The organism is Qipengyuania xiapuensis (assembly GCF_019711395.1).
In the GTDB taxonomy this organism is placed as follows: Bacteria; Pseudomonadota; Alphaproteobacteria; order Sphingomonadales; family Sphingomonadaceae; genus Qipengyuania; species Qipengyuania xiapuensis.
In genome coordinates this window covers 618,313-634,998 of record NZ_JAIGNL010000001.1, presented here as the reverse complement: position 1 = coordinate 634,998, position 16,686 = coordinate 618,313, and the positions used below count along the sequence as shown (strand labels likewise).

Below are 16,686 nucleotides of genomic sequence, written 5' to 3'. Positions count from 1 at the left end.
CTCCAGCTTGCCGCCGACGCCGGCGCTTGGCATCTTGCAGTCTCGACGGGATCCGCATGAACAGGCACTCACTCGCAAAGGCAATTCCGGCAGCGCTGCTCCTGGCGAGCGCCACAAGCGGCTTGCCCGCAGCGCAGGCTCAGACTGCGCAGGCAGGACCGCTCCAGATGGTCCAGTCGATCCCTCCGAGCGCCGATTGCGTTTTCGAGGAAAGGGCTGAAGAACCCGCCGAAGAGGCATTCGTGATGCCCACGACCGGCTTCGTTTTCACTCTGCCTTCCGACGAGCCCGAAATGGCCAAGGAAACGCATCATTGCGCCCCGCCCCTGCCGCCCCCACCGGTCCGTCCGCCGAACCCCAGCCTGTTCCGCATGATCGCCATGCCGGTCGGCTACGAAGCTGCGCCGATGACGAAATGGGACAGCGTTCGGCTCGCCGACCTCGGCGATGAAGCCGGCCCGTGGCGCGAGCTGATCACCAATGCCAGCCAGCCGGGCGCACGCGATCCGGTCGCCATGGTGAACACATGGGTCAACTGGAACGTGCGCTACCGCGACGAGCCGCCGGGCGTCGACCAATGGTCGAGCGCGCCCGCCACGATCCGGCGCGGCTTCGGCGATTGCGAGGATTTCGCGCTCGCCAAGATGGCGCTGCTCAAGGCGATCGGCGTCCCTTCGGACGACATGTTCCTCGTGCTGCTGCGTGACAGGCAGCAGGGCGAACATGCAGTGCTGGCGGTCAAGCAGCGCGGGCGACTCGTCATCCTCGACAATCGCACCGACATGGTCCTGCCCGCCTACCAGGTGGAGGACTACACCCCGATCGTGAGCTATTCGGGGCCGTTCGCGTGGATATATGGCGAGGTTGCTCGCTAAGGCTGGCGAGCCTGTCCGGGTGATCCACTTGCAAACCGAACGTTTTTGACCCGTCGCAAACTTCTGTCAGAAGGAAGGCGCAACGGATTCGGAGGGTGGGATGAAAGCGTTCGCGAAGCTGGTCGCAGGGCTGTGCCTCTTGATGGCAGCATTGGCGATGCCCGTGCATGCCGATACCGGCCAGTCTCTCCTTCTCAAGAACGTGAGCATCCTCGACCTCGACGGCGAGCAAGCCGACCTCGCCCCCGGCATGTCGGTCCTGATCGAGAACGGGAGAATCACCAAGCTGGCTCCTGCAGGGGAGATCGAACCGGATACTGCCACGCGGGTCGTCGAGGGCGATGGTCGCGTCGTCATGGCGGGGCTGGTCGACATGCATGTGCATATCTGGGACCGCGCGTCGCTCGGCGCCTATCTGGCGCATGGCGTCACGACGGTTCGCAACGCGTCCGGCATGCCCTTGCACCTGCGCCTTGCCAGCAAGATCGAGGCCGGCACGCTTGCAGGACCACGCCTTCTGACCACCGGTCCGATCCTCAACAGCCCGGGCCCGAACCAGCAGATCAACCACCAGTTCGTGACCACTGCAGAAGAGGCGCGCGCGGCGGTGCGGAGCCAGCACGAGCAAGGGTACCGCCAACTCAAGGTCTACTCCAACCTCACCCGCGAAGCTTACGAGGCACTGCTCGAGGAGGCCGCGAGTCTCGACATGACCGTCATGGGCCATACGCCCGAGGGCGTGCGCAAGAAGGGAATGCCTGCGGAACTGCCCTTCGAGATCGCATTCGAGGAAATCCTCGATGACGGCCTCGTCACGATCGAGCATGTTGAATCGATCGTGTGGCACGGCTTGCGCGACCGCCACGATGAGGCCGCGGCGCGCGAGCTCGCCAAGCGGATTGCCGCCGCGAATGTCCCTGTCGATGCCACCTTGCTGGCATTCTACAATTTGCTGAGGGTGGCCGAGACGAAGGGTGAATACCTCGGGCGCAAGGGGACCGGCCTCATGAACCCGCTGCTGGTCGCGACCAGCCAGGCCGAATACGACCGCTGGAGCAATGAAGACGTGCCACGGAACCGAGCGGCTTTCGAATTCTACAAGCTCATTACGAAATACCTGTCGGAAGAGGGCGTGCTCCTCGTGGCGGGGAGCGATGCTGGCATCTTCACCAACGTCCCCGGAATGTCGCTGATCGATGAGCTCGAACTGCTGGAAGAAGCCGGTCTCGACAGGCTAGAAGTTCTGCGAGCAGCCACAATCAACCCTGCAATCGCCCTTGGCGAAGAAGCAATCGCGGGCCGGGTCGCAGAGGGACAGCGGGCGGACCTGATCCTGCTGGACGCCGATCCGACCGAGGACCTGGCCACGCTGCGCTCGGTTTCTGCTGTCGTCGCGGGCGGGAAGTTCCACGATCGCGCCGCGCTCGATGCCATGCTGGTCGAAGCGGCCGAACACGATGTCGGCAGGACGCAGGCGAACTTGGTCGAAGCGCTTGAGGCGCAAGGTACCGATCCCGCGGCGCTCGGACTCTAGCGATCGCCGCCGGCAACCGCGGGGGTGGTTGCCCTCTAGACGTCGGTGAAGTTGGGCGCCCGCTTCTGCATGCCGGCCATGACCGCCTCGATCTGGTTGGGCTTGCGCATCACTGCATCCTGCTCGACGCTTTCAGCCATCAGGATCTCGTCACCCGATTTCTCGAACATCGCTTCGGAGAGGCGCTTGGCGCCGCGGATGGCTTCGGGATTGCGGTTGGCGATCTCGTTCGCGATGTCGTTCGCCTTGCCCAGCGGATCTTCGGTCACGTGGGTCGCGAGACCGTATTCCTTCGCCTCCGCACCGGTGAACTCGCGGTTCGTGTAGACCAGCTCGCGCAGCACGTCGTCGCGGATAAGGCCGCGCCACAGGTTGTAGCCGCCCATGTCGGGGACGAGGCCCCATTTCAGCTCCATGATCGCCATGCGCGTTGCGGGATGGACCACGCGGATGTCAGCGCCGCTCGCGATCTGCAGACCGCCGCCGAAACATACTCCGTGTACCGCAGCGATCACCGGCACGGGACACTTGCGCCAGGTCATCGCCGCTTCCTGCGCCCTGTTGGCATTGCCATGCGTGCGTTCTGCGAGTGGCTTGCGTTCCCCGTCGGCAGTGAAGCTCGAAATGTCGAGCCCGGCGCAGAATGCCTTGCCCTCGCCCGCGAGCACCACCACACGAAGCCCCTTCATCGTGCGCAGCTTCTCGCCGGCCTCGATGATCGCTTCGAACTGTGCCGGATCGAGCGCGTTCATCTTGTCGGGGCGGTTGAAGCGGACCTGCGCGACGCCGTTGTCGGCAAGGTCAATCGTAACGCGGTTCTCGGTGCTCATGGCGTTCTGCTATTCCCAGCTGGTGTGAGCGCCTTTCCTGCTTGATCGCGCCCGTGCTGTCCAGCTTGCGCGTGGCAAGGATGGAGGCGCGCCTTTCGCCCGCCTCTCCCGGAGTGCCGATCCGGTAGCCGCCGCCGGGATGCGTCTGCACGATCCAGCCGAGGCCGGAGACCGCCAGCTTGGCGCGCAGCCGCGAGACATGGACTTCGAGCGAGTTGGTTTCCGGCTCGTGCTTCAGCCGCCACACGTCCTGCAACAGCTCCTTGCGGGACACCTGCCGATCGGGCGTTTCAGCCAGCCGCCAGAGCAATCCGAATTCGCGGGGGTGCAGCCCGATCCAGCAGTGATCGACACGCGCATCGCGGTGGAAGAGGTCGAGCACCAGCGGACCGACGCGGCGCTGCTGCGGAATGGTCTTGGCAAGCCCGTCGAGCTTGAGCAGCCGGGCTGCCAGCTCGACCAGTGCATGCTGCGAATCGAGCGCGTCGCCGAAGCCTTCGCCCAGCAGCTGGGCGCGGGTCTCGGCATCGTCGACGCCGATCGCGATGACGTTCTGCTTGTCGGACAGCAGGCCCCAGTCGGGACATCGGCAGCCGATCCGCCAGTCGAGCAGTGTCGGAATGCCCGAAGGCAGATTTTCGCAGCGGAAGTATGGCCTCATTCGCCATCCAAGCATGCGCAGGTCCCACCTGCCCGGAGGGCTCGGTGCGACCGATAGCCATGAATATTCAGCAAGGGACATAGTGGACTCCTATGCCCACCCGTCACTTAACCAATGGCTGACAGCGCACTTTTTCTAAATTCCGCACAAATACTTAGGTGATTTCCCGAGGACCTCGGGAGCGATCACCGGGCGTAGTCGGAGAGGAACTTCTTGATGTTGCGCGCGGCCTGCCGGATGCGCTGTTCGTTCTCGACCATGGCGATGCGGACGTAGCCCTCGCCCTCCTCGCCGAAACCGACGCCCGCAGCGACGGCGACCTCGGCTTCCTGCAGCAGGCGCTTCGAAAATTCGAGGCTGCCCATGTGCTCGAAACCGGGCGGGAGCTTGGCCCAGGTGAACATGCTGGCTGGCGGCGAGGGGATTTCCCAGCCTGCGCGGGTGAAGCTCTCCACCATCACGTCGCGGCGCGCCTGGTAGCGCTGGCGATTCTGTTCGACGACATCCTGCGGGCCGTTGAGCGCGGCGCAGGCGGCCGCCTGGATCGGGGTGAAAGCACCGTAGTCGAGATAGCTTTTCACGCGCGTGAGCGCGGCGATCAGCTTGGGATTGCCGACGCAGAAGCCCATGCGCCAGCCCGCCATGGAATAGGTCTTGGACATGGAGGTGAACTCGACCGCCACATCTTTCGCGCCGGGCACCTCGAGGATCGAGCGCGTCGGGTTTCCATCGTAGTAAAGTTCCGAATAGGCGAGGTCGGACAGCACCCAGACATTGTTGTCGCGCGCCCAGTCGACCAGCCGCTCGTAGAAGGCGAGATCGACCGTCTCGGCCGTGGGATTGCTCGGATAATTGACCACCAGCACGGTAGGGCGCGGGACGGTGAAGGCCATCGCGTTCTCAAGCGCGCGCCAATAGCGCTCGTCGGGCGTCGTCGGCACAGAGCGGATCGTCGCGCCGGCAATGATGAAGCCATAGGTGTGGATCGGATAGGCGGGGCTCGGTGCGAGGATCACGTCACCCGGCGCACTGATAGCCGTCGCCATCGAGGAGAGGCCCTCTTTCGAGCCCATGGTGACCACGACCTCGCTCTCGGGATCGAGGCTCACTCCGAAGCGGCGCTCGTAATATTTGGCCTGCGCGCGGCGGAGGCCCGGAATGCCCTTCGACTGCGAATAGCCATGCGCATCGGGTTTGGAGGCCACCTCGCAAAGCTTGTCGATGACGTGCTGCGGCGGGGGCTGGTCGGGATTGCCCATGCCAAGGTCGATGATGTCCCTGCCCGCCTGGCGTGCCGCGTGGCGCATCGCGTTGACCTCCGCGATGACATAGGGCGGCATGCGTTTGATGCGGTAGAATTCGTCGGACATTTAGGCTCCGTCGGGCGTTTATCGTGTCATACTGATTACCTATTCATGCGGCACGCGCAAACGGCATAGATGCATGGGGGCGCGGAATATTCTAAGTCCGCGACAAACAGCGCTTCGCCACGCTAAGGAAAGAGAATGAACGAAACGCCCGATCCCTTCACCAATCTCTTCGAACATCCAGCCAAGCTGGCGCGCGCGATCTTCGCGCCGATGACAGGAGCGGTCGATCCGGCGATCATGGGCGAAGCGGCGATGAAGCCCGAGGACGCGCAGGCATGGGCCGAAACCGGCGCGAAGCTGCAAGCACTGTGGGCGCAGTACCAGACCGAGCAGATGAGCAACCCGCAGGCGCTGGTCCCCTATTTCGATCCCGCGCGCTGGATGGCGCTGGCCACCGACTGGTACAAGCAGATGCCGATCGCTCAGGCCGAACAGCAAAAGGCGCTCTGGGAAGAGGGCATGGCGCTGTGGAACGACGTGCTCGGCCAGTACGGGCTCGGGCCGAAGGCTTCCGAGAAGGCCGACGGCGAGGTCGAACTGCCGCGCAAGGACCGGCGCTTCGCCGATGAAAAGTGGCGCGCCCACCCTGCCTTCGCCCTGATCCACCAGACCTATCTTTTCCTTGCCGAGCGGGTCGAGGAGATGGCCGACCGGATGGATGGTCTCAATCCGCAGCAGCGCGAACAGCTGCGCTTCACGACCAAGGCGATCACCGAGGCGGCGAGTCCTGCCAACTTCCCGCTCACCAACCCCGTCGTGATGGAGCGCACGCTCGAGACCAAGGGCCAGAACCTCGTGAAGGGCATGGAGCACCTGCTCGCCGACATGCGCCGCGGACAGCTCTCACATACCGATGCCAGCGCCTTCAAGCTGGGCGAGAACATCGCCACGACCCCGGGCAAGGTCGTTCACGAGACCCCGCTCTACCAGCTGATCCAGTACTCGCCGACGACCGAGAAGGTCATGGCGACCCCGCTCGTGATCTTCCCGCCGTGGATCAACCGGTTCTACATCCTCGATCTGAACGAGAAGAAGAGTTTCGTGAAATGGGCAGTCGACCAGGGCGTGACCGTCTTCATGGTCAGCTGGAAATCGGCCGATGCCAGCATGAAGGACGTGGTCTGGGACGATTACGTGCGCGGCCAGATCGACGCGATCGACCACATCCGCACCCGTCTCGACGTGCCGAGCGTGCACACGATCGGTTACTGCGTCGCGGGCACCACGCTCGCGGCAACGCTCTCGCTGCTTCACACCCGCGGTGAAGAGGACAAGGTGAAGAGCGCCACCTTCTTCACTGCGCAGGTCGACTTCGAGAAAGCGGGCGAGTTGCTCAACTTCGTCGACGACCAGCAGCTGGGTGCGATCAAGGCTCTCTCGCCCGACGGTTATCTCGACGGGCGCTACATGGCGGCGACCTTCAACCTGCTTCGCGGCACCGACCTCATCTGGAATTACGTCGTGAACAATTACCTGCTGGGCGAGGACTATCCGGCCTTCGACCTGCTCCACTGGAATGGCGACGTGACCAACCTGCCTGCCAAGTGGCACCAGCAGTATCTGCGCGATCTCTACCGCGACAACCGGCTCGTGGAAGCGAATGCGCTGAGCGTCGACAACACGCCGATCGACCTCGGACAGGTCAAGACGCCCACCTACGTGCAGGCGGGTAAGGAAGACCACATTGCGCCGGCCGAAAGCGTCTGGCGCCTGCAGGAACACTTCACCGGCCCGATCAAGTTCGTGCTGGCTGGCTCCGGCCATATCGCCGGCGTGGTGAATCCGCCCTCCTCGGGCAAGTACCAGTACTGGACCAACGATGGCTCGCCGCGCACGCTGGCAGAGTTCCGCGAAGGGGCGGAAGAGCATCCGGGCAGCTGGTGGCCGGACTGGATCGACTGGTTGCGCACGCAGGACGGCGAAACCGTACCCGCCACGGGCAAGCGCAAACCGGGCGGAAAAGGCGATAAAGTCATCGAAGACGCGCCGGGACGCTACGTCGCCACGCGCTGATTTGCGCTTTAACTTACTGAAAAAACAGCTCGTCGCGGCTTATTGTGCACTGCACAAAAAATCCTTGACTTCGCAGCTGCAATGCCTATTTTGTGCAGTGCAACATAAAGCGAGGTTAATCCCATGGCCGAGAGCCAGACCAAAATCGATGCTGCTGCCGAGAAAGCCTACGCCGAGGCTGCCGAGAAGAAGACTGCCGAGGTGAACACCAAGGCTGTCGAGAAGGCTGTCGAAGCTGACACGACCGCTCCGGTGAAGACCGCGAAGGTCGCCAAGGCAGTTGCAGCCAAGCCGAAGAAGGCGCCTGCCAAGAAGAAGGCAGCTCCGACCAAGGCGAAGAAGGTTGCTGCCAAGAAGGCCCCGGCAAAGAAGCCGGTCGCCAAGAAGGCTGCTCCGAAGAAGGTCGCTGCCAAGAAGGCCGCTCCCGCGAAGAAGGCCGCGAAGACCTCGACCACCCCGATTACCAAGTTGAAGGAAACCATCATGGCCACTGCCAAGAACGCAAAGACCACCGATTACACCGCCAAGGCGAAGGAAATGGCTGCTGACATGCAGACCCGCGCCAAGGCCGCTTACGACAAGGGTGCAGAAATGACCCAGGACGCTGTCGAATTCCAGAAGGGCAACCTCGAAGCTCTCGTCGAGAGCGGCAAGATCCTTGCTGGCGGCGTGCAGGACATGGGCCGTACCTATGTCGAAGAAGCCAAGTCGGCTGCCGAAACCGTCCAGGCTGACGTCAAGAAGATGGTCGCTGTGAAGTCGCCGACCGAGCTGTTCCAGCTGCAGGGCGAAATCGCACGTCGCAACTTCGACGCCATGGTTTCGACCACCTCGAAGAACACCGAAGCCATGCTCAAGCTCGCCAACGAAGCTTTCGCTCCGCTCTCGAGCCGCATGAGCCTCGCCGCTGAGAAGGTCCGCAAGGCCGCCTAAGCGCGAAACGCATTAACCAGCTTCAACCCGCCGGGCATCTCTCTCCTCTCTCCCTTTGCCCGGTAGTTGGAAACGGCGGGTCGGATGGCACCAAGGTGTCGTCCGGCCCGTTTGCTTTTGAGCCCGTGCGTGGGCGCGCGTTGACACTTTCTTGACCCGCCTCGACGCATGCTCTCGCTATCAACGCTTGCGAATTGGCAAAGCGTTACGATATTGGCGCCTCCGATGACCCAGTCGCATCATCTCATGAACATCCGCGCCGCAGGCGGCGATGACGACCAGCGCGATGGCGAGGGCCAGACGGGTCTCGCCACCAAGACGCGCACCAAGCCCAAGAAGCCCAGCCAGTACAAGGTGCTGCTGCTGAACGACGATTACACGCCGATGGAATTCGTCGTGATCGTGTTGAAGCGCTTCTTCCGCATGGACATGGAAGAGGCGACCCGCGTCATGCTGCACGTCCACCAGAAGGGCGTCGGGGTTTGCGGGATCTTCCCCTATGAAGTCGCCGAGACCAAGGTGAACCAGGTGATGGATTTCGCCCGCCAGAACCAGCATCCACTCCAGTGCACGCTGGAAAAGGCCTGAGCCGATAGCCTTCTTCGGCCACCCCGAGCCCGATCCTGTGGGCGAAGGCCAGGAAAGCGTCTGGGATTATCCGCGACCCGCAATCGCCGAACCCACCGACCGCCATATCGTGATCCGCCATCAGGGCGTGACGCTGGCCGATACGCGTTCTGCATGGCGGACGCTCGAGACGAGCCATCCGCCGACCTACTACCTCCCACCCGCCGATGTGGCGACGCAGCATCTCGCGCCCAATGCCCGTCGCTCGATGTGCGAATGGAAGGGGCAGGCGCGCTACTGGGACGTGGTGATCGGCGAAGAGCGCCTCGAGGCGGCTTGCTGGAGCTATGCCGAGCCGACCAGGAGCTTCGCAAGCATCGCCGGCTATTTCGCATTCTACCCCGAGCCTTTCGACGAATGCCTCGTCGATGGCGAACAGGTCCTTCCGCAGCCGGGCGGCTTCTACGGCGGGTGGATTACCAGCCGCGAGGCGGGTCCATTCAAGGGCATTCCCGGCAGCCGTTTCTGGTAGGGCATGACGAACCGGAATTTTCCGGCTAGGGCCGCAGCAGACCGACGATAGACCGGAATTCGAGTGCTCAGTTTCCTCCCCGCAATCGACCGATACATCTTCCGGCTGGTGATCGTGCCGATGCTGGGCGTGTTCGCGCTCGCGGCCTCGCTGCTGCTGCTCGACAAGATGCTGCGCCTGCTCGATTTCGTCGCGGTGGAAGGCGGGCCCATCGGCGTCGTCTTCCAGATGCTGGCAACGCTGATCCCCGAATATGCGAGCCTCGCTATCCCACTCGGCCTGCTGCTCGGCATCCTTCTCGCATTCCGCAAGCTGGCGACCACCAGCGAACTAGACGTGTTCCGCGCGGTCGGCCTGTCCTATGGCCGCCTGCTGCGCGTGCCCTTCGCAATCACGGCCGTGCTGATGACGGTCAATGTCGCACTGGTGTTCTTCATCCAGCCGGTCAGCCGCTTCACCTACGAAAGGCTCGAATACGAGCTGCGTTCGGGCGCTCTTGGCGCATCGATCAAGGTGGGTGAATTCACCACGCTTGCCGACCGCATGGCCTTGCGCATCGAGGAAAGCGAAAACGACGGGCGCGACCTGAAAGGCATTTTCGCGCGCGTGGCCAACGATCGCGGACAGGTGCTGTCGATCAGCGCCAAGGAAGGCTCGTTCCTTGCCACGACCGACGATCCCGACACGATCATCCTGCGCCTTTCCGAAGGCACCATCGTCCAGGACACCGGCAGCCAGACGCCGCGCGTGCTCACTTTCACCCGGCACGATCTGCCGATCGACCTGCCCGCAATCGAGGAGTTCCGCGATCGCGGTGTGGAAGAGCGCGAGTATATCCTGCCCGAGCTGTTGCGCATCGGCTGGGCCGACAATGCGAGCGAGAGCAAGCGAGACGCGTCTCAGGCGAGTTTCAATTTCCGGCTGGTCGAAGTGGTGATGATGGCGTTGATGCCACTCCTGGCCGTCGCGCTCGGCATACCGCCAAAACGAAGTACCAGCGCGCTTGGCGTGTTCCTTTCGATCATCATGGTGGTCGCCTATCACAAGGTGAACCAGTATGGAGAGGATGTCGCCGCGCTCGGCATTGTCGACCCGATCATAGCGCTGTGGTTGCCGTTCTTCCTTTTCGCGGCGCTCATCATCTGGATGTATTACCGCGTCGCCATCGTGCCCGGCGGGCAGGCTATCGGCGCGCTCGAAAACTGGTTCGCCAAGGTGACCAAGCGTTTCGGCAAGCTGTTCAAGCGCAACCGCCGCGTGGTCCTCGACGAGGCCGACGCATGACGCAGTTCGACTTCTTCCCCTCGCGTACGCTGACGGCCTACCTCGCCAAATTGTTCGTGGTCCGCATCCTCGCGGTGCTGGTCATGCTGGTGCTGGTCCTGATGATGCTCGACCTGCTTTCCAACAGCGGCAAGATCCTTGCCGTCCCGGGCAACGGCCAAGGAGAGCTGCTGACCTATGCAGGGCTCAGGATACCGCAGCTGATCCAGCGCTTCCTGCCCTACTCCGTGCTGCTCGCGACGCTGATCACGCTGGTCACGCTGAACCAGAACAGCGAGGTCATCGCGATGAAGGCGGCCGGCCTGTCGGCCCACCAGGTCCTTGCCCCGCTATTGCTTACCGCGCTTGTCGTTGGCGGTTTCAGCTTTGCCTTCAACGAACGCGTGGTGACCCGCGCGACCGCCACGCTCAAGGCCTGGGACGCGGCGGAATACGGCCCGATCCCCGCCGAATCGAGCGTGCGGGCGAACGTCTACCTCGCCGAGGGTTCCAACGTCCTGACCGCCGCCCAGCTGACCGGCAGCGGCGAGACCATCCGCATGCGCAACGTGACCTGGTACCGGCGCAGCCCCGACGGCGGCATCATCGAGCAGGTCGATGCCCGGAGCGCGAGCTATGCCGGCCCCGGCTGGCTGCTCGAAGACGTGAAGCGTTTCGATGTCGGCTCTGCCTCGACACAGGAGATCGACAGCCTGGTTGTCGGCGAAGAACTGACCCCCGACCAGATCGACCTTGCCAAGATCGACCCCGAAGCCGTGCCCTTCTGGGAGCTCGGCCCGCAGATCGACGCATTCGAAGCTGCCGGACGCAGGACGGGCGAGATGCGCGCCAAGTGGTGGCACAAGCTCTCCGGCCCGCTGTCTTCCTTCCTGATGCCGCTGCTTGGCGCAGTCGCCGCGTTCGGCCTCGCGCGCTCGGGCCAGCTCTTCGTGCGCGCATTGATCGGCATGGCGCTGGGCTTTGCCTATTTCGTGGTCGACAATGCCGCGCTCGCGATGGGGAACTTCGGCGGCTACCCGCCCTTCCTCGCTGCTTGGGCGCCTTTCCTGCTGTTCGCCCTGATCGGCGAGACAGTACTCATCCGCACCGAGGAATGAGCGACTTCTCCATCCGGCTGGCGCGCGCCGAGGATGCGGAAGCCCTCCCCGCGATCGAACTGGCCGCGGGGAAGCTTTTCGAAACTGTCGAAGGTCTGGCGAACGTAGCCGGCATGCATGCCATCCCGGCCAACGAACAGCGCCGCATGATCCGCAAGGGCCACTGCCTCGTGGCGACGAGCGAGGACACCATCATCGGCTTCTTATCGACCGAGCCCTTCCGCCGCGAACTCCATATCCGCGAATTTTCTGTCCATCCCGATGCGCAGGGCCAGGGGATCGGCGGTGTGCTGCTCCGCGCAATCGCCATCGATGCAGGCAATAGCGGCTTTCAGGCCATCACGCTTACGACCTTCAGCGATGTGCCGTGGAATGCGCCCTTCTATGCGAGGCATGGTTTCGAGACGATTGCCGACCTCGAGGCCCATCCGCGCCTCGCGGCCGACATAGAGCAGGAAGTCGGACACGGTCTCCCCCGCGAGCGGCGCTGCGCGATGATCAAGTTCCTCAGCTAAACATCTTTACGGGAACCGCCCCATTTGCGGCGCATTGATGCCACAATGCTGCCACAAAGGAGATACGGCATGAACAAGTTTGCAATTCCCGCCCTCGCCGCAGTCATCGCCCTTGGCGCCTGCGCCGAAGCCGACGCACCGGCTGATGACGGCACCGACACGGTCGTGATCGAAGAACCCGCGGCAACCGAAACGGTCGTTGCCGAGCCGGTCGAAGGCGAAGAAGGCTCGAGCGTCACGATCGACGGCGCCGATGTCGACGCGACGATCAGCGAAGACGGCGTGCAGGCGAACATCGACGCCAACTAAGCACGATTTTCACGGGGTCGCATGACCCGTGTTTCGAAGGGCTGCCCCCAATCACCGAGGGGGGCGGCCCTTTTTGCTGTCAGGAACGGCGCCCCATGGTGCTGCGCGCGATGCGGGCAACCAGTACGCCCATGCCTGCGTGGTTCGCACCGTGATAGGTCGAGCTCTCGCCCAGTTCCTTCACAAGGCGGCGATGCGCCTCGGGCAGCGAGTGATAGGGCATCGAGGGCATCAGGTGGTGCAGCGCGTGATAGCGCAGGCCGACCGGCGCCCAAATCTCGGCAATGCGGCCGGGCGGCGGAACATTGACCGAATCGAGGAACTGCGCGGTGACGGTCATCGCTTCGCCCTCGTTCTCCCACAGGTGCGCCACAAGCGTGCGGAGCTGGTTGAGCAGCGCCACTGCCGAGGCAACGCCCAGCGCGACGAGCAAGGGCTTCCAGCCGAACGCGAAGACACTGCCGATCAACACCCACGACCAGATGAAGCCAGCGGCTTCCTGCATGAGGACACGCGGACGCAGTTCGCCTTCGGGCGGACGGCGACGGAATTCTGGATTGATCGCGAGCGCGCTTGCGCGCTGCCAGGTGAGTTGGCGGATCGGCGGGATGATCGCGCCCAGCGGCACGAGCACCGCAAAGCGGAACAGGAGCGCCACGGGCGCGAGGATCGCGATGATGACGAAAAGCGGCAGGCTCCACGCATTCATCAGCGCGAGCGGCAGGTACTCGGGATCTTCCACCGTGCCGTATTGCGTGCGCTTGTGGTGCAGCGTGTGCACCTGTTCGTACATGAAGGACGGCGTCAGCATGGGCACGCCCACCAGCGCGTTCCACGCAGTCCGGAAGCCCGGGAGCGCCCCGTTACGGAAGTGCGAGATTTCGTGGATGAACAGCAGCGCACGGTAGAGCGCCAGAACCGAAACCACGGCCAGCACGACTGCCAGCGCGGTATTCTCGACCAGGATCGCACCTGCCAATGTGCCATAGCCGATCAGCGCCGAAGCGATCATGTCGCTCCAGTAGATCGAGGCGCGATGCTCGGCGATATCCTTGGTCAGGTCACGCGCAGCGCGCAGCATCGCCTTGTCGTCGGCGATCTGCGAATGCCAGCCGCGCTTTTCGCGCAGTTGCGCGGGATTGGCGGCAGAAAGGGTCTGGTCGAGCTTCATTTCGGATTTCCTGGGGGCGGCCTATAGCGAATCGCGCGAAAAATGACAGTCTTCGCTATCGATCATTGTGATCGAAAGGCGCGCGATTCCTTGACAAAGATCAAATGCCACACGCAGGGCTAACCTTGGCTGAACAACCCGTCTCAACAGGGAACCACGTGCGTGTCTGACAGGAATATTGTGATCGAAGCCGTCGAAGGCAAGAAGCAGCGGGCGGCATTCGTCGACATCGGGCGCGAGTTCGCTGCACGCGAGCCGCACAATGTCCCGCAGTTGCGTTCCGAGCAGCTCGAACTGGTCGACCCCGACAAGAACCCGTTCTTCGGCCACGCCGAAGCCCAGCTCTTCATCGCCTACGAAGGCGGCAAGCCCGTGGGCCGGATTGCGGCCCATATCGACAAGCTCGCGCTTGAACTTCCCCCCGAACAGGGCATGGGGCCCGGAACCGGCATGTTCGGTTATTTCGATGCCGAGGACGGGGAGGTCGCCAAGGCCCTCATCTCGCGCGCCGAGGATTGGCTGCGCGCAAAGGGCATGACCCGGGTCATCGGCCCGATCTCGCTTTCGATCTGGGAAGAGCCCGGCCTGCTGGTGAAGGGGCAGGACCACTCGCCGATGATCATGATGGGTCACGATCCGGCGCATTACGCAGGCTGGATCGAAGGCGCAGGCTTCACCCATGCCAAGAGCCTGCTCACCTACGACCTCGACATTTCGACGCCCTTTCCCCGCATCGTCCAGCGCATCGTGCAGTCGGGCGAACGCAACGAACGCATCCGCCTGCGCGGTGTCGACAAGTCGCGCTGGGTCGAGGAAATCCGCACGGTCCTCGAAATCCTCAACGATGCTTGGTCGACCAACTGGGGCTTCGTGCCCTTCACCGAGGCCGAAATCGAACACGCGGCGAAAAAGCTGAAACCCGTCGTCCGCCCCGAACTCAACATGATCGCCGAGCTCGACGGGCGTCCGGTCGCTTTCATGGTGGTGCTGCCCGACCTCAACGAGGTGCTGAAGAAGGTGCGCGGCAAGCTGTTCCCCTTCGGCTGGTTCCACCTGCTGCGCGCGCTGCGCAAGCCCACCGGCCTCGGCATGCGCGTGCCCCTTATGGGCGTACGCAAGGAATTCCAGAGCTCGCGCCTCGCCAGCCAGCTCGCTTTCATGATGATCAGCAAGATCCGCGACAATGCCACCGAGCAATACGGATCGAAGCGTGCGGAGATCGGTTGGATCCTCGATGACAACAAGGGGATGGTGGCGATTGCCGACGCCATCGAGAGTTCGATCAATCGCGAATATGTGATCTACGAAAAGGCGCTCTGACACCGGGGCTCAGTAACGAGTGGCCTTGCGGCAACACATGCATGGCTGAATGTTGCACGGCGGGAACGCCGGGCTGCCGACACCGTTCGAGTTACTGGAGCCCGCGATGGGGCTGTGCTCCTGCATCGACGGGTTAGAATGAAGTCCAGCAGCAAGAAGACTGCAGCACCCAAGCTGCCCAACTACGTCCTGGTCGTGGAGGATGACGCCATCCTTTCGCTCAACCTCCAGGGCGCGCTGGAAGATGCAGGCGTCAAGGAAGTCGTGCTGTGCACCACCACCGACCAGGCCCTCGAGGCGCTGAGGCGCAAAAAGCCCGATGCCATCGTCCTCGACGTACACCTTGCCGATCGTGACGATGGATGGGCGGTTGCCGAGCTGGTGGAAACGCTCGGCCCGAAACCCCCGCGCGTGATCTTCTCGACCGGCGCGCCGCAGGACATTCCGGAAGACGTGGCCGTTCTCGGCTGCGTGCTGGAAAAGCCCTATGACAGCGCGGATCTATTGAGCCTGCTGGGCCAGCCCGAGCGCACCGGCATCATCAAGCGCCTGCGCGGAGCACTGGGCGCGAAGTAAGCGCCCGCTCGCCGCACCTCTCTCCAGCTTCGAAATGCGTTTGCCGTAATCCCACGGCGCCGCATTTCTGCGTGCACAAGAAAAAAGGCCTCCGCTCTCATGGAGCGAAGGCCTTTCGGGATCGTATCACCAGCCGCTTGGACGGGAGGGGGGGTCTCGGCGGTGACATAAGCTAAATGGACCAACCGGAATGGGGTTCCCACGCAGGTCAAAATTTTTTTGGCCCGCGCAGAAACTCTGCATTTTCCAAATCAGATGAAGGGCCTGGAGCTTCGGCCGGCGCGGTCGAAACCGGCGTAATCGGCGGCCTTGTCCATGTTCGGCACGCAAAGCTCGCGCGAATTCCATTCGACGAGGCCTTCGCGGTCGAGAGCGCGGATTGTGCGATTGGTGTGCACTAGCGAGAGGCCGAGCATGTCGGCGATCTGCGACTGTGTCACCGGAATGGTCAGCCTGTTGCCTTCGTCGGCGAGACCGGTCGCGAGCGCGCGGTCGACCAGCCATGCGGCGAGGAACACCACTCTCTCTTTGGCACTGCGCTGCCCGAGAGAAACGATGTGGCCTTCCAGCTCGGTCTCTTCCTTCGCCGCCAGCCAGGTGATGTCGTAGCCGAGACGCGGATGTTCCTTGATGAGCGAGACGAAGTCGGAGCGCGGGAACACGCACAGGCGCGCCTCGATCAGCGCCTCGACCGAATGGCTCGCCGGTTCGTCGAACGCACCCTGCAGCCCCACGAGGTCTCCGGGGAACATGAAGTTCACGATCTGGCGCCGCCCGTCCTCGAGCGAGCGGAAACGGATCAGCACGCCTTCGAGAACGGTGTAGAGGTGGTTCGCATCCTCGCCTTCTTCCAGAATGGTGTCCCCGCGCTCGAAGCGAAGCTCGCCCTTCTTGAAATCGTTCATGTAGGCCCGCTGCCGCCTTTCCAGCGGGCGCAGGCCGGGACAGTCCTGCAACGGGCAATTCAGGCAATCATACGGATCGGCAACTTCGAACATGTGCAGCTCCCCATAGGCCACAGGAATCCGGTTCGGCAGCGCGGGCTTAGTCCGCGCAATAATATCATTTGTCAAATTGCGAGAATTGCTAAGAGGTTGCT

Annotated in this window: 17 protein-coding genes; 12 read left to right on the top strand and 5 right to left on the bottom strand. The window is 63.1% G+C overall.

All coding sequences use genetic code 11. The annotated features are described in order from the left end of the window. Positions 1 to 56: 56 nt before the first annotated feature. On the top strand, positions 57 to 875 hold the full coding sequence (locus K3163_RS03150; protein WP_221552174.1) for a transglutaminase-like cysteine peptidase: 819 nt from the start codon (positions 57 to 59) through the stop codon (positions 873 to 875). Positions 876 to 975: 100 nt separating this feature from the next. Then, a complete protein-coding gene (locus tag K3163_RS03145) occupies positions 976 to 2,409 on the top strand; it encodes an amidohydrolase family protein (protein WP_221552173.1) in 1,434 nt (477 codons plus the stop codon). 35 nt (positions 2,410 to 2,444) lie between these two features. On the opposite strand, the gene K3163_RS03140 is transcribed toward K3163_RS03145, so the two are convergent. From K3163_RS03140 to K3163_RS03130, 3 genes are all read right to left on the bottom strand, one after another. Beyond that, the gene (locus K3163_RS03140; RefSeq protein ID WP_221552170.1) at positions 2,445 to 3,239 is read right to left on the bottom strand and encodes a crotonase/enoyl-CoA hydratase family protein; all 795 of its coding nucleotides are present in this window, start codon (positions 3,237 to 3,239) and stop codon (positions 2,445 to 2,447) included. Continuing rightward, complete coding sequence (locus tag K3163_RS03135) at positions 3,211 to 3,981, bottom strand: winged helix-turn-helix domain-containing protein (protein ID WP_247710172.1); 771 nt, start codon at positions 3,979 to 3,981, stop codon at positions 3,211 to 3,213. The genes K3163_RS03140 and K3163_RS03135 overlap by 29 nt, the downstream gene beginning before the upstream one ends. A 104-nt stretch (positions 3,982 to 4,085) precedes the next feature. After that, positions 4,086 to 5,270: an LL-diaminopimelate aminotransferase gene (locus tag K3163_RS03130; protein ID WP_221429245.1), complete on the bottom strand. Its 1,185-nt coding sequence runs from the start codon at positions 5,268 to 5,270 to the stop codon at positions 4,086 to 4,088. A gap of 135 nt (positions 5,271 to 5,405) precedes the next feature. Here K3163_RS03130 and K3163_RS03125 point away from each other — a divergent pair, with 135 nt between their 5' ends. The 8 genes from K3163_RS03125 to K3163_RS03090 all read left to right on the top strand — a co-directional run bounded on the left by K3163_RS03125 (position 5,406) and on the right by K3163_RS03090 (position 12,520). Next, positions 5,406 to 7,283 carry a PHA/PHB synthase family protein gene (locus tag K3163_RS03125; RefSeq protein WP_221429246.1) on the top strand — a complete coding sequence of 626 codons (1,878 nt, stop codon included), beginning with the start codon at positions 5,406 to 5,408 and terminating at the stop codon, positions 7,281 to 7,283. Positions 7,284 to 7,406: 123 nt separating this feature from the next. After that, a complete protein-coding gene (locus tag K3163_RS03120; RefSeq protein ID WP_221429247.1) occupies positions 7,407 to 8,216 on the top strand; it encodes a phasin family protein in 810 nt (269 codons plus the stop codon). Positions 8,217 to 8,462: 246 nt separating this feature from the next. After that, positions 8,463 to 8,804 (top strand): ATP-dependent Clp protease adapter ClpS, encoded by a 342-nt coding sequence (clpS, locus tag K3163_RS03115; protein WP_244922094.1) that lies wholly within the window; start codon positions 8,463 to 8,465, stop codon positions 8,802 to 8,804. A gap of 37 nt (positions 8,805 to 8,841) precedes the next feature. Then, positions 8,842 to 9,315, top strand: a complete 474-nt coding sequence (locus tag K3163_RS03110; RefSeq protein WP_221552168.1) for a DUF427 domain-containing protein — start codon at positions 8,842 to 8,844, stop codon at positions 9,313 to 9,315. A gap of 63 nt (positions 9,316 to 9,378) precedes the next feature. Continuing rightward, on the top strand, positions 9,379 to 10,599 hold the full coding sequence (locus K3163_RS03105; RefSeq protein WP_221552165.1) for an LptF/LptG family permease: 1,221 nt from the start codon (positions 9,379 to 9,381) through the stop codon (positions 10,597 to 10,599). Beyond that, positions 10,596 to 11,696, top strand: coding sequence for an LPS export ABC transporter permease LptG (lptG, locus tag K3163_RS03100; protein ID WP_221429251.1), 1,101 nt, complete (start codon positions 10,596 to 10,598; stop codon positions 11,694 to 11,696). The genes K3163_RS03105 and lptG overlap by 4 nt, the downstream gene beginning before the upstream one ends. Beyond that, positions 11,693 to 12,211, top strand: coding sequence for a GNAT family N-acetyltransferase (locus tag K3163_RS03095; RefSeq protein ID WP_221552163.1), 519 nt, complete (start codon positions 11,693 to 11,695; stop codon positions 12,209 to 12,211). The genes lptG and K3163_RS03095 overlap by 4 nt, the downstream gene beginning before the upstream one ends. Positions 12,212 to 12,280: 69 nt before the next feature. Next, positions 12,281 to 12,520, top strand: a complete 240-nt coding sequence (locus K3163_RS03090; RefSeq protein ID WP_221429253.1) for a hypothetical protein — start codon at positions 12,281 to 12,283, stop codon at positions 12,518 to 12,520. A 79-nt stretch (positions 12,521 to 12,599) separates the two neighbouring features. On the opposite strand, the gene K3163_RS03085 is transcribed toward K3163_RS03090, so the two are convergent. Further along, positions 12,600 to 13,691 (bottom strand): fatty acid desaturase family protein, encoded by a 1,092-nt coding sequence (locus tag K3163_RS03085; RefSeq protein WP_221552161.1) that lies wholly within the window; start codon positions 13,689 to 13,691, stop codon positions 12,600 to 12,602. 162 nt (positions 13,692 to 13,853) lie between these two features. On the opposite strand from K3163_RS03085, the gene K3163_RS03080 reads away from it, so the two are divergent. Together K3163_RS03080 and K3163_RS03075 are read left to right on the top strand one after the other, a co-directional pair. Beyond that, positions 13,854 to 15,011, top strand: coding sequence for a GNAT family N-acetyltransferase (locus K3163_RS03080; protein ID WP_221552158.1), 1,158 nt, complete (start codon positions 13,854 to 13,856; stop codon positions 15,009 to 15,011). 138 nt (positions 15,012 to 15,149) lie between these two features. After that, positions 15,150 to 15,587 carry a response regulator gene (locus K3163_RS03075; protein ID WP_221552140.1) on the top strand — a complete coding sequence of 146 codons (438 nt, stop codon included), beginning with the start codon at positions 15,150 to 15,152 and terminating at the stop codon, positions 15,585 to 15,587. 251 nt (positions 15,588 to 15,838) lie between these two features. Here the strand turns inward: K3163_RS03075 and K3163_RS03070 are convergent, their stop codons facing one another. Then, positions 15,839 to 16,585 (bottom strand): Crp/Fnr family transcriptional regulator, encoded by a 747-nt coding sequence (locus tag K3163_RS03070; protein ID WP_221429257.1) that lies wholly within the window; start codon positions 16,583 to 16,585, stop codon positions 15,839 to 15,841. Positions 16,586 to 16,686 lie beyond the last annotated feature (101 nt).